Source organism: Acidobacteriota bacterium (genome assembly GCA_020845575.1).
Taxonomy (GTDB): Bacteria; Acidobacteriota; Vicinamibacteria; order Vicinamibacterales; family Vicinamibacteraceae; genus Luteitalea.
In genome coordinates, this window is record JADLFL010000020.1 from 103,561 (window position 1) to 116,291 (window position 12,731).

At 67.2% G+C, this 12,731-nt stretch carries 14 protein-coding genes; 5 read left to right on the plus strand and 9 right to left on the minus strand.

Annotated features, from left to right (window positions below; all coding sequences use genetic code 11):
- Nucleotides 1–50: 50 nt before the first annotated feature.
- The 4 genes from IT182_06280 to IT182_06295 form a co-directional block, all read right to left on the minus strand.
- Nucleotides 51–1,133: an argininosuccinate lyase gene (locus tag IT182_06280; GenBank protein ID MCC6162939.1), complete on the minus strand. Its 1,083-nt coding sequence runs from the start codon at nt 1,131–1,133 to the stop codon at nt 51–53.
- Nucleotides 1,134–1,136: 3 nt separating this feature from the next.
- Entirely contained in the window at nt 1,137–1,508 is a 372-nt protein-coding gene (locus tag IT182_06285) for a hypothetical protein (protein ID MCC6162940.1), read from the minus strand.
- A 399-nt stretch (nt 1,509–1,907) separates the two neighbouring features.
- The gene (locus IT182_06290; protein ID MCC6162941.1) at nt 1,908–3,086 is read right to left on the minus strand and encodes a glycosyltransferase family 4 protein; all 1,179 of its coding nucleotides are present in this window, start codon (nt 3,084–3,086) and stop codon (nt 1,908–1,910) included.
- The gene (locus tag IT182_06295) at nt 3,083–3,613 is read right to left on the minus strand and encodes a hypothetical protein (protein MCC6162942.1); all 531 of its coding nucleotides are present in this window, start codon (nt 3,611–3,613) and stop codon (nt 3,083–3,085) included. The genes IT182_06290 and IT182_06295 overlap by 4 nt, the downstream gene beginning before the upstream one ends.
- A 98-nt stretch (nt 3,614–3,711) precedes the next feature.
- On the opposite strand from IT182_06295, the gene IT182_06300 reads away from it, so the two are divergent.
- From IT182_06300 to IT182_06315, 4 genes are all read left to right on the plus strand, one after another.
- The gene (locus IT182_06300) at nt 3,712–4,371 is read left to right on the plus strand and encodes a VTT domain-containing protein (GenBank protein ID MCC6162943.1); all 660 of its coding nucleotides are present in this window, start codon (nt 3,712–3,714) and stop codon (nt 4,369–4,371) included.
- Nucleotides 4,368–5,114: a VTT domain-containing protein gene (locus IT182_06305; protein MCC6162944.1), complete on the plus strand. Its 747-nt coding sequence runs from the start codon at nt 4,368–4,370 to the stop codon at nt 5,112–5,114. The genes IT182_06300 and IT182_06305 overlap by 4 nt, the downstream gene beginning before the upstream one ends.
- Before the next feature lie 61 nt (nt 5,115–5,175).
- Nucleotides 5,176–6,342: a hypothetical protein gene (locus tag IT182_06310; GenBank protein ID MCC6162945.1), complete on the plus strand. Its 1,167-nt coding sequence runs from the start codon at nt 5,176–5,178 to the stop codon at nt 6,340–6,342.
- A gap of 98 nt (nt 6,343–6,440) precedes the next feature.
- Complete coding sequence (locus tag IT182_06315) at nt 6,441–7,877, plus strand: carboxylate-amine ligase (protein MCC6162946.1); 1,437 nt, start codon at nt 6,441–6,443, stop codon at nt 7,875–7,877.
- Nucleotides 7,878–7,996: 119 nt separating this feature from the next.
- On the opposite strand, the gene IT182_06320 is transcribed toward IT182_06315, so the two are convergent.
- From IT182_06320 to IT182_06340, 5 genes are all read right to left on the minus strand, one after another.
- Nucleotides 7,997–8,590, minus strand: a complete 594-nt coding sequence (locus IT182_06320) for a hypothetical protein (GenBank protein MCC6162947.1) — start codon at nt 8,588–8,590, stop codon at nt 7,997–7,999.
- A 73-nt stretch (nt 8,591–8,663) separates the two neighbouring features.
- Nucleotides 8,664–8,858: a hypothetical protein gene (locus IT182_06325; protein MCC6162948.1), complete on the minus strand. Its 195-nt coding sequence runs from the start codon at nt 8,856–8,858 to the stop codon at nt 8,664–8,666.
- Between the two features lie 99 nt (nt 8,859–8,957).
- The gene (locus tag IT182_06330; protein ID MCC6162949.1) at nt 8,958–9,695 is read right to left on the minus strand and encodes a class I SAM-dependent methyltransferase; all 738 of its coding nucleotides are present in this window, start codon (nt 9,693–9,695) and stop codon (nt 8,958–8,960) included.
- Between the two features lie 43 nt (nt 9,696–9,738).
- Nucleotides 9,739–11,109 (minus strand): glycosyl hydrolase, encoded by a 1,371-nt coding sequence (locus tag IT182_06335; GenBank protein ID MCC6162950.1) that lies wholly within the window; start codon nt 11,107–11,109, stop codon nt 9,739–9,741.
- Nucleotides 11,106–11,891 (minus strand): 3-ketoacyl-ACP reductase, encoded by a 786-nt coding sequence (locus tag IT182_06340; GenBank protein MCC6162951.1) that lies wholly within the window; start codon nt 11,889–11,891, stop codon nt 11,106–11,108. The genes IT182_06335 and IT182_06340 overlap by 4 nt, the downstream gene beginning before the upstream one ends.
- 150 nt (nt 11,892–12,041) lie before the next feature.
- On the opposite strand from IT182_06340, the gene IT182_06345 reads away from it, so the two are divergent.
- Nucleotides 12,042–12,407: a four helix bundle protein gene (locus tag IT182_06345; GenBank protein ID MCC6162952.1), complete on the plus strand. Its 366-nt coding sequence runs from the start codon at nt 12,042–12,044 to the stop codon at nt 12,405–12,407.
- Nucleotides 12,408–12,731 lie beyond the last annotated feature (324 nt).

Consider the following 12,731-nt stretch of genomic DNA (forward strand, 5'->3'; position numbering starts at 1 on the left):
GATCACCTGGAGGGCTGACCGCCACCCGCGCGCGTGCGACGCCGGCGCGCTCACAGGGCGTCCACCGCCGCACGAAGCGTGTCTGACGCGGCACGCAACCGCTCGCGCATGGACGACGTCCACGCCGCGTCGCGCGACAGGTAATCGGCCGACGCGCGCAGCGCTTCGGTTGTCCGCTCCGGGGCCGGTCCGCCCAACGTGCGGCGGACGTCGACGAAATGGCTCGCGCTCAGGATGTGACGCAACTCGTCCTCCGTGTACGGCAGCGTGCGGCCGAGCACCGCGTCGCTCGCGGCGGCGAGCGCGTCGACCAGCGCGCCCGACGGCGTGCGCTGCCGCTCGGCAACGAAGCGCGCGGCCACTTCATGGCTCACGCGGAACGGCAGCGCGTGCGTGCGCGCCAGCGTATCGGCGAGCTCGGTCACGGTGGTGCCGCCTTCGGCCGCGCGCGACGCCATCCGTTCCACGTCGAAGGTCGCCTGCGAGAGCGCACCGGCCACGAGCGCAATCGCGCGCGTCGCATCCCTGAACGCCGTCGCCACGAGCGGCTGCAGGTCGTCCTCGGTGTCGACGATGTCGCCGAACGGCGTGTTGTGGACGGTCATCGCCACGGCCTGCGCCTGCGCGAACGCCTTGCTGCCGAGCGCGCGTGCGTGCTCCAGCGCCACGGGGTTGCGCTTCTGCGGCATGATGCTGCTGCACTGCACGTAGCCGTCGGAGAGCCGCAGGTACCCGAACTCCGCGGTACACCACAGCAACAGGTCCTGCACGAATCGTCCGGTGCCCACGAGCAGCACGGCCAGCGCGCTCGTCGACTCGATCAGGTAGTCGACGGTGGCGATGCTGCCGTATGTGTTGCCCGTCGGACCGTCGAACCCGAGCAGCGTGCTCGTGCGGTCGCGATCGATCGGGAAACCCGTGCCCGTGATCGCGCAGGCGCCGAGCGGATTCCTGTTCACGCTGTCGTACGCGGCGCGCAGGCGCTGGTGATCGCGCTCGAGTTGCTCGATCACCGCGAGCAGGTAGTGCGCCACTGTCGTCGGCTGCGCGGGCTGCGTATGCGTGTGCGCGGCGTACACCGTGTGGATGTGCTGCTCGGCGAGGTCGATCAGCGCCGCGCGCAGCTGCTCCACCGCCTACGTCGTGTCGAGCAGCACGTCACGCAGCCGCATCCTGTACATCGTCATGTCGATGTCGTTGCGGCTGCGCGCCGTGTGCAGGTGGCCGGCGATGTCGGGGCCGCAGCAGTCGATGAGCGCGCGTTCGAGATAGAAGAACAGGTCCTCGCACGATCCGTCGAACGTCACGCGCCGCACGTCATCGTCGTCGATGCGATCGAGACCCGCGCGAATGCGCCGCGCGACGTCGGGTGCCACGATGCCCTGTTCGGTGAGCATCACGAGGTGCGCGTGATCGATCGCGCGCAATTGCGAAAGGAACAACCGCTTGGCGTCCTCGAAGATATCGCCAAGCACCAGATCCACGTACTGCGGAGCGAACGCAGGCATCGAAGGACAGTATTTCACGGTCGGCAACCGGCAACCGGCAACCGGCAACCGGTCAGGACGCCGAGCCCGCGTCCTCACGTGCTGTCCGGTTGCCGGTTGCCGTTGCCGGGCGCGATTGTCACAACGCCAGCAATCCCGCCGCCAGCGCGCCCAGCGTCGAGTTCCACACGGTCAGCTCATGTCTCGGGCCGGCGACGAGCAGGCAGACGACGTAGGCGACAGGCCCCGGAGCAGGCCCTGCGTGATCGACAGCGTGAGGGGGATCAGCGTGAGCGTGAGGAACGCGGGCACCATCTCGGCGAGGTCGCCGACGGTACGCGGTGGCGAGGAACGTGGTGAGGCCGGCGACGACTTCGGTGCGGGGCGATGTGGAGGCCGGCGCAGCGACGCGCGCCTCGGTCATGCGTCGGCCACCGACCGGAGGAACGGCTCCAGCGTGGCCATCACGCGCGGCCATCGATACCAGGTCTCGATGTACGCGCGCCCCTGCGCGCCGAGCCGGACGGCGAGTGCCTCGTCGGTGGCCAGCAGCGTCAGTCCCTCGACGAACTCGTTGGCGTGGTTGTAGTACAGGCCGCCGTTGGCGCGCAGCGTCTGGCCCTTCAGCACCTTGCAGCCGCCGTTGACCAGCGCCGGCACGCCGTGATTCCACGCTTCGAGGAGCACGAGGCTCAGGCTCTCGTACGGCGACGGCATGATGAGCGCGCGCGCGCTGCCGAGCAGCGTCTCGCGCAGGTGCTCAGGGACGAACCCGAGCGGCCGGATCTGCGGATGGCTCGGCACCTCCATGAACTCGGGCCCGGCGAGGATCAGGGGCAGGGCAGGCCGCCCGCGGTCCACGTACTGCATGTAGTGCCGGAACAGCGTGTCGCAGCCCTTGTTCGTCTCGACCCGCCCGAGGTACAGCGCATACGGGAAGCTCACGCCCATGTTCTCGAGCTCGCCGCGCAGCTCGGGGTGCGGCAACTCCGCGGGAGGCAGGCCCGATCCGATCACGCACGACGGCGGCAGCGGCCCGTGCGCGCGGCTCGCCACCAGGTCGCGCTCTTCCTCGGTGAGGAACACGTAACCGGCCGGCAACGTGAAGTAGTCGCCGAGCACGTCGAGCCAGATCGTCGGGTCCTCTTCGGCCGTGGGCACGAGGATGGCGCGGTCGCGCACGAGCGGAAGACCGAAATAGCTCGGGTAGTAGCGATAGGACCAGAACAGCACGAGGTCGTACCGCGTGCCCTCCACGCGCAGGTGATCGAGCAGCGCGGGCACGGTGGGGCCGTTCTCCTCGAACCACGCCTGCTGCCGCTGCGTCGTCGATCGACGTCCGAAGACCTCGTGACTCAGGTCGGCGAAGCGATGCAGGTGCCGCGGATGCGAGACGGGGAATCGCTTCACGGCCACAGGGCCGAGCTGGCTGTCGCCGGGCGGGTACACGTTCCGCCACGTGAAGTAGTCGCGCGCGCAGCTCGTGAGGACGGTGACCTGATGGTGCTCGGCCAGGCGCTCCGCGATCGCGCGGCAGTGCGCCTCCGCGCCGCCGGTGACCTCGGCGCCATAGCGCTGGACGACGCAGGCGATCTTCATGCCGACACTGGCCCGCTGGGCGCATCCTCGCTGGCGGCCGGCGCACGTCCTTCGAGCGCGTCGACACGCGCGGCCAGGCGGGCGTTCTCGATGGCCAGCTGCTGCACGCACGCCATGAGCACGAAGTCGAGCCGCTCCTGGCGCGCGAAGTTCTCTCGGCTGTAGTCGTACAACCATCGCGTGAGCGGCAGCAGCAGCCGCTGCTTGACCCAGACGATCGCGCCACCCGCCATCGGCCGATGGCTCGAGAGGCGCAGCGACGGGCTCACGCGCCAGTCATCCTCGTCGTCCATGAGCTCGGGCAGGAGGAGGCGCTGGCGATCGCCCTGCTGGAGCGCGCGCTCCAGCAACTGCTCGGCCGCGAGGAAGATGGCCGGGTCGTCGAAGTCACGGACGCCGCTGCGCGCGAGCCGGGTCCGCACCTCGTTCCGCACGCGCGCCCTGACGTCGGCCATGACGTCCTCGGTGGCGATCGCCTGTCGATCCGCGGTGGCAGACGACACAACGGGCTGCTCGGGCGTCGTCACGACAGGTCGCAGTCTATCGCACGCCGGTCCCGTGCCCGGCTGCCTGTTGCCGTATCCTTGTAGTTCGGGCCGGCGTCTGGCCCCTCGACTCCCTCTGCATGGAACTGTTCACGGATCTCTTCAACTGGCTCCGCACGCTGCACACCGACGAGGGCGTGAGGGCCCTGATCGCGTGGGGCGGACTCACCGTCCTGGTCGGCATCGTGTTTGCCGAGACCGGCCTGCTGGCCGGCTTCTTCCTCCCCGGAGACTCGCTCCTCGTGACGGCCGGCGTGGTCTGCGCGGGCGCGTTCCCGGGCTTGCCCCCCATGAACATCTGGGTGGCCAACGCGTTGCTCGTGATCGCCGCCGTGGTCGGCGATCAGGTGGGCTACGTGCTCGGCACGCGCGCGGGCAGGGCCATCTACAACAGGCCCGATTCGAGGTTCTTCAAGAAGAAGTACCTCTACGAGGCGCAGGAGTTGTATGCCCACAAGGGCGGCCTGTCGCTCGTCATCGCGCGCTTCGTGCCCGTGATGCGCACGTTCGTGCCCTTCATCGCCGGTGTCGCGCAGATGCCGTATCGCAGCTTCGTCTTCTACAACATCTTCGGTGGCGTGCTGTGGGTGACGAGCCTGTTGTGGATCGGTTACTTCCTCGGCTTGAGTCCTCTCGCCGATCAAATCCACCACATCATCCTGGTGGTGATTCTGGTGTCGGTGCTGCCGCTCCTGTGGGAGGTCTACAAGCGCGGGCAGCACGCGACGGGCAGGGGATGACGACCGAGCCCGAGCGCGGCATGCCGACGGCCGCACGCCGTCTGGCGCCGCTGGCGGTCGTGTCGCTGCTGCTGCCACCCATCGGGGCCGCACTGCTCATCGGCTACCTGTCACGCATCGGGCCGTGGCTCCAGTCGCTGGGCGGACGCGGCGTGGCGCTGTACGTCGCGGGGTTTGCCGTCCTGGGCGGTTTCGCCCTGCTGCCCACGTACGCACCCGCCATTCTCGGCGGCTGGGCGTTCGGCGATCGCGTGGGCCTGCCGGCCGCGCTCGCGGGGTTCGCACTCGCGGCGGGGATCAACTACGCGTGGGCGCGATGGCTGTCGGCCGACCACGCGGCAGCGGCCCTCGCGGAACGGCCCCGCTGGCTCACCGTGCGTAACGCCCTCGTCGGGCAGTCCTGGTGGAAGACGCTGCTCGTGGTGGCACTGGTCCGCGTGCCGCCCAACTCACCGTTCGCGCTGAGCAACGCCGCGATGGCCGCCGCGCGCGTGGTGCCCGGCGCGTATCTCCTTGGCACGCTGATCGGCCTCGCGCCGCGCACCGCCGTCGCCGTGCGGGCCGGCTCCCACCTCTCCACGCTCGACTTCAGCCATCGCGACGCCTTCGGCTCGGTCGTCGTCACCATCGTCGTATCGGTCGCGGTACTGGGCGTGCTCGGCTGGCTGGCCCGCCGCGCGCTCGACTCCGCGATCGCGGCCCACGCACCCGCCGCAGACACCGACACCGCGCCACGCGGCTAGCGTCATGGCAGGCCCGGACGTGTGTGTCCGGCCAATCAGGTTGTAGGATCGCGACACCACCGTGCCTTTCGATTGCCGCTTCCAGTATGCGTACGGTCACCACGCCTGCGAGGCCGACTGTCCCACCCGCCATCCACTGAGCGGGTTCCTCTATCAGCGGGTCGCCACGCACGACGATGCCCCGGTGCCAGAGGCGGGCACGATCGACATCGCCGTGCTCGACATGAACCACGGCTGGCCGAATCTCGGCCACGCGGCGGTGATCCGCTCCCTGCGCCAGGTGGTGTGTGACGCGCGCGACGCGCTCGAGCAGGCGGGCTTGCGCGTGCGCGTGACCTCCTACGACGTGCGTCGCCACGGCGGACGCCCCGCCGTCGACGACCAGGCGGGTCTGCTCTGCATCGGAACGGGTGGGCCCGGTCACCTCGATCCACGCCGCAACGACGGCGTCGATCCCGGTAGCCAGGGCATCACGGAGGATCCGTCGTGGGAGCCCGTGGTGTTCGAGTTCTTCGATGACCTCCGGGACCACCCTGAAGGCGCCTTCCTCGCGATCTGCCACAGCTTCGGCATCATGTGCCGCTGGCTGGGCGTGGCCGACGCGCATCTGCGCGGGGCCGACAAGGGCGGCAAGAGCGCCGGCATCCTCGAGAACGCGCTCACGGCCGACGCCGCCGCGCACCCATGGTTCCGGTTCCTGAGCGGGCAGGCCGGCGACGCCCGGCGCATCGCCGTGCTCGACAGCCGCCTGTACGACCTGCTGCCCGATCGCCCGCTCCCGCCGGGCATGCACGCCATCGGCTACGAGACGCTCGGCGTGGGCGGCACTCAGGGCCCGGCCCTGACGATGCTCGAAGTGGAGCGGATGCGGGAAGACGGCATGCCGCGCATCTTCGGCGTCAATCATCATCCGGAGATCGTCAATCGACCGCGCCAGCTCGCGTTGCTGCGACGGCGTCACGCCGCCGGCAAGATCGACGACCGATGGTATGAAGAACGGCGGAAGACCCTGATGGACGCGCTCGACGATCCGGCCCGCGAACAGCAGCTCGCCCTCACTTCCAGCTTCTCGCTGCACGGGCCATTGCGGTATCACGTGCTGCGACGGGCACGCCTGGCGGCCGAGCGTCTCGGGCGGCGCTGGCCCCTCCACGAGCGCGCCACACCACTGGCGATGCTGGCCGGCGGCGAGGTGCTGTCGCTCGACGAGCTGGGAGCCGCACTGTGATTCCGAAACCGCCGTTTGCCGCCACCCTCTCGTCCGAAGAGGAACTGCGCCGCTTCGAGGAGCTCAAGCCGCGCCTGAACCAGGTGTGGGACGTGCTGATGCGCACGGCCGACCAGCCGGGCACGTCGGTGGTCGTGCCTTCGCTCACGCTCGATCAGGACGAGCTGCGCAAGCTCGATGGCGCCACGTTCTACGAGGAGCGGCTGCTGTTCCTGCTGATCCGCCTGCGCAATCCGCGCGCGCACGTCGTGTACGTGACGTCGCAGCCGGTGCATCCGCTCATCCTCGACTACTACCTGCACCTGCTGGCCGGCGTGCCCGCCAGCCACGCACGCGCGCGGCTGACGATGCTGTGCGCGTACGACGCGTCACCACGGCCGCTCACGCAGAAGATCCTGGAACGTCCGCGCCTCATCGAACGTATTCGCGACGCCATCCCCGATCCCTCGCGCGCGTATCTCACGATCTTCAACGCCACGCCGCTCGAACGGAAGCTCGCCGTGCTGCTGGGGATCCCGCTCAACGGCCTCGATCCGACGCTCAACTACCTCGGCACGAAATCAGGCAGCCGGAAGGTGTTCCGCGAGGCGGGGGTCGAGCTGCCCGAAGGCTTCGAGGATCTGACGGGTGAAGCGGACGTCGAGGACGCGCTCGTCGAACTCGGCGCACGTCGGCCCGGCCTGCGCAAGGCCGTCGTGAAGTTGAACGAGAGCTTCTCCGGCGAAGGCAACGCGATCTTCAGGTACCCGGAGGAACCTGACGACAGGCTCGCGATCCGCAAGGCGCTGCGCGAGCTCGAGTTCGCGGTGCCGTGGGAGACCTACCAGAACTACTTCCAGAAGTTCACGCGCATGGGCGGCATCGTGGAGGAGTTCATCGAGGCCGCGATCAAGGTGTCGCCGTCGGCGCAGCTGCGCACGAGCCCGACGGGCGAAGTGCTGCCAACTTCGACACACGATCAGATCCTGGGCGGGCCGTCGGGACAGGTGTACCAGGGCTGCAGCTTCCCCGCGCACGAGGACTACCGGATGGCCATCCAGCACCGGAGCGTCCTCATCGGCGAGGTGCTGGCGAAGAAGGGCGTGGTGAGCCGGTTCGGCGTGGACTTCCTGGCGTTCAAGGACGCGCCCGACGATCCGTGGAAGCTGACGGCACTCGAGATCAACCTCCGCGTGCTCGGTACCACGCACCCGTTCCTCGCGCTGCAGTTTCTCACCGGCGGCACGCTCGATCCTGATACGGGCAACTTCGTATCACTCAGCGGCCGGCCGAAGTATTACATGGCCACCGACAACCTCCGCGCCACGACATATCGTGGCGTCCTCCCCGAAGACCTCATCGACATCGTCACCGACAACGGTCTGCATTACAGTCACCGCACGGAATCAGGCGTCCTCTTCCACCTCATCGGCGCCCTGTCCGAGTACGGAAAACTGGGTCTCACCGTGATCGCCGGCAGCCCGGAGGAAGTCCAGGACCTCTACGCACGGACGCTGGACGTGCTCGCCAGGGAGACGGGGATTGGGCATGAGTGAGAAAAGGGCTCGAAAGTCCAAAGGGTAAAGGATAAGGACAGCGAAAAAGGCGAAAAGGGGGCAAGGAGAAAGGGCAACGCGCGACGTTGCAAAGGCACCGGCGCAGCCCGTGCTGTTCGTCAGGTCCACGCGAGGCTCGAACAGTTGGACGCAATAGCCTTGAGGAGCGCGGTCTCTCCGTCCCATTCCGGCTCGTGGCAGCCAAGTCCGGCAGCGAGAGTTCGCACATCGGGACCCGACAGGAGCGTGCACGCGTGCAGCAGCGCTTGTTGCTCCCAGTCGAAGGCGTCTCGAACTCGGTGCTTCGCCTCCCGCAGCGTGGCAGCGTCGCCAATCGAACGAAGCCCCAGCACGGCCTGGCGCCTGACGAATGCCGAGCGTGAGCTCCGTGCAAGAACTCGCAACTGAGCCAGGTGTCGTCGGTTTGTCGATGTAGCAAACGGCGCCAACAGCCACACCGCTTCATGCTCGTCGCAAGGCAGTCTGGCGGCGGCGACCAACTCGAGCAACTCCGAGCCCAGGCTTGGGCGATGCCGTTCGAGAGCATCGAGCGGCTGAAAGTAGCAGGCGAGCGCGTCCACAACCGGAAGTAGATCGGGAAGGTTGTCGGCGATGAGGTCCAGCGCTTCGACACGGTGCTCAACTGGCAGCAGCCGCAACAGCAGTCTGAGCGGCCTCGGATCGGCCAGCCGAGTGTCGAGCGCCTGTTGCACAACCGCTTGCCAATCTATCGCGTCGACGACGGCACGTTGCGCCTGGCTGAGGTCCTTGTCTTGAAGGTGAGTATCAGGCCCACGGAAGCGTCTCGTCGTCGAGCGCGGTGGCCAGTTCAGCCACCCCGTGACGACGCAGTTCTCGATCGATGAGGAACGTGGCGGTGTGGCGTAGCCACTCGTTGTGGGCGTGCCATCGCGCAATGTGGGAGAACTGTGCGATGGCACTGTCGCTCGAGAGTCCTGGTCGCTCAGCGAGGCCGCGCACGACTTCGAGTGCGTCTTTCCCGTTGGGCGTTCGCTTCTCGTCTTGTTCCTTCCGCCTTTCTCGCTGCCCTTGTCCCTTACGCTTTGGACTTTTCCCTTGTCATTTCACTGCTGTGCCGACGACCCAGGCGTCGTCTATCTCCTGCACGGTGAACTCGGTGAAGCCCGCCTTGCGGAAATAGACCTCGAACTCCTGTGGCGTCGACGTCTGGCCGATCTGCGGCGGCCTGGTCTCCGGTGACCTCGCGCGCGACGATTGGAAGAAGTCCCAGCCGTAGCCCGTGCACAGCGAGATGTTGTCGACGTAGAGGCGTCCCCCGGGTCGGAGCACGCGCCTGGCTTCTTCGATGTAACTGAAGCGCTCCCACTCGGAGATGTGCATGAAGACGACGGTGCAGTACACGAGGTCGAGCGATTCACTCGGGATAGGCCCGAGGTCGTATCCTGAAATCTCCACAGCGTGCACGTTGGGCTTGTCGGCGAGGCGCCGGCGCGTGTGCAACACCATGTTGGGAGAGACATCGGTGCCCGTCCACGACCGGCAACGCGGGGCCAGTGCAGCGCCCACGCGCCCCACGCCGCACCCGATCTCCAGCACGTCGTCGGCGGGTCGGATGCCCACGAGACGATCGAGTTGTCCAATGAAGTAGTCGGCCGAACGTACGAGCTGATCCTCGTCTGTCGAGCCCTGCACCCAGAACTTGGCACCGTCTTCCGTCTTGGCAAGACCGCGCCACACGTCCTTGTATGCGTGACGAGGCAGAACAGGCTCCGGCTCCTCCTCCTTGCCTCGAATCCGCTCCATCAGCCGCCTGAACACGCCGCCCATGCGTTTCAACGTTACCCTTTCCCCTTTGTCCCTTCCGCCTTTTTCGCTGTCCTTACCCTTTGACCTCTGGTCTTTTCACTTGTCTCTGTATCAGCCCTGCCACCTCCCGTACGTGGTAGTCGCCCCACATGCAGGACTCGCCGCAGGGAATGGAGCGGCCCTTCGGGATGTGGTCCCAGCCGTTCGGGCGGTGGTACACGGCATGGAGCAGCAGCCCCTGGTGCTTCGGGTTCAGTGACAGGTAGGGCTCCGAGAGCAGCGTGCGGGCGGTGGTGAGGCCCGCGGCGAGATAGCGCGCGCCGTCACGGCGCCGGCCTTGTGACGTGAGGTACTGACCGAGCAGGATCAGGCCTTGCGCGGCAATCGCGCCGGCGGAGCTGTCGACTGGTTCGTGATCGTTGTACGGGTCGGCGGGACGATCGAGGTGGTCGGGCATCCGCGCCAGGCCCGGCGCGCCCGTGTCCCAGTACGGCACGCCGCATGTCGGCGTGTTGGCGATGTAGAAGTCCGCCGTGGCGCGCGCGGCGTCGAGGAAGCGCGCGATGACGCTCGCCTTCTTCTCGCCGATCGCCTTGAACTCGCTCGACGGGCGCGACTCGATGAACGGCAGCTGCTCGGCGTATCCCGTGAGCACCCACGCGAGGCCGCGCGTCCACGTCGTGAAGGGCGAATAGCCCTGCTGCGTCGACGGACAGCGATACGACCCGTCGTTCAGGTTGAAGATCGACTCGTGCGCCACGCGGCCCTTCACGTCGTACGCGTCGCGCCGCCGGCCGAAGTACACGTTGAAGCGGGCGTTCGTATCGGCGTGCTGGATGAGACGCTTGAGCAGCGAGATCTTCCTGTCGCGCTCGCCCATCAGCACGTGCCCGAGCGCGTGCGCCACGGCCAGCGATCGCAGGGATCGCATCGTGTCGGCAAAGAGCGAGTGCGGGCCGTTGAAGGAATAGATGTATCCGAGTCCGTCCGGCAGGTCCGTCCATCGTGCGGCCTGGATCGCCCCTGACACCTTCAACGCCAACTCGTAGAAGTTCACTTCCCAATCGGTGGCGGCGAATCGTCCTTCTCGCGCGAGGCGCAGGAGGTTGCCGTACGTGGAGACGTTGTTGAAGCCGTGATCGTGGACGCCCACGTGACTCACGTGCGTGGCCATGTGCGCCAGCGTGGCGCGACGGCCAATCGCGAGCATCGCCGGATCGCCCGTGGCTTCGAACTGCAGGAGCGCGGAGCCGAACTGGAACCCCTGAGTCCACTCCGTCCAGCCGCGCGACGAGTACCTGCCACGTATCGTGAAGACGGGCGTGCCCTCCGACCGATTCCACGTCGTCTCGATGAGCGCGAGCTTGCGGGCCGAGAGGTCGAAGAGGCGCTCGGTGTGACCGAGCAGCGCGGCGGGCGTGAGCGTGGAGTCGATGGCAATCATAGGCGCGTGATGTGCAGGCCACCGTCGACGTGGAACACGTCGCCGGTCGTGAACGGAAAGTAACCGGAGAGGATCGCGCGGACGGCCCTGCCGACGTCTTCGGCGGTGCCCCAGCGCCGCTGCGGCACGAGTCCTTCGGCCAGCAGCGCGTCGTACTTCTCCTTCACCCCGGCCGTCATGTCCGTGGTCATGATGCCCGGACGCACTTCGACCACCTGGATGTTCTCGTCGGCGAGCCGCGTGGCCCACAGCCGAGACGCCATGGCCAGGCCCGCCTTCGAGATGCAGTACTCACCGCGATTGAGCGACACGGTGTCCGCCGAGATCGACGTGACGAAGACCACCTTGAAGCCGCCCGCGAGCGCCGGCGCGTAGCTGTTGATCAGCCAGTGATTGGCAATTGCCTGCGTCAGGAAGAACGGTCCCTGGAGATTGACGTGCATCAACTCCTCGAACGACGCGACGGTCATCTCCGTGATGTCGACGCGCGCGCGCGGCGCCATGCCGGCGTTGTTGACCAGCGCGTCGATCCTGCCGAACGCGTCGATCGTCTTCTCCACGATGTCGAAGCGCCCTTCGCGATCGGCGACGTTGCCTTTCACGATCGTGAACCGCTGCTCCTCACGCGATGCCGCGCGCTGACACAGCTGCACGGTCTCCTGCGCGGCGTCCTCGTTGCTGAGGTAGTTGATGGCGACAGACAGACCAGCCGCCGCGGCTTCGATCGCAATCCCCCGACCGAGCCCGCGGCTGCCGCCCGTCACGAGTACGACAGGAACCATGGGCTGAATTGTAGTCAAAGGGAAAAGGGAAAAGGGTAAGGGACAAGGGCAGGACCAAAGGGGGAAGGAGGAAGGGGGAAAGGGAAAGGCCAGGAACGGGAAGGCGGAAGGACCGAAGGTGGCATCCGGGTTGCTGTGGAGAACGGCATCATGGCGACGACGCGGCGGGATCTTGTGGTGCGGTGTGCGGCGTTTTCTGCGCGGTTGCTGCGGTTTCACGCAAGCGAGCGCAGGCGCGGGCGCGTGGCGGCGTCGGTGTTACAGCAGAGCCTGCGTGCAGGAACTGCGATCGGTGCGCACTGCGCGGAAGCAGAATCTGCGCTCACCCGCCGCCACCTGATCTCCCTGAGATCCGGCGCCCTCCGCGAAGCGCGCGAGGCGCAGTACTGGCTCCAACTCCTCGCGCAATCCCATCAGTGCGGTAACGAGACGGAAGTGACAGCCCTCCACGCCGAAGCCACGGAACTGGTGGCCATCCTCACCACATCAGTACGGCGACTGAGGGAAATGGCATGAGAAAAGGGCAGCGAAAAGTCCAAAGGCCAAAGTCCAAAGGCAGCGAATAAGGAGAAAGGGCCAAGACCAAAGGGCAATGCCGACCGGGACACGTCGGCCGCGTCGACGCCCTTTGCGACGTCGTCCGTTGCCCTTTGGTCTTTCTCCTTCCTCCTTTTTCGCTGCCCTTGTCCGTTACCCCTTACCCTTTCTCCTTTGGTCCTTCCGGGAATGGCGTGGGTAGGTCGGGCCGGCTGCGCGGGCCACTCGGCGGGTGAGCGGCCTGCTCGCCGGCCTTGCGCCGAGGAGAGCGGTGACGTAGAACCGCGGGATGCAGGACACCAA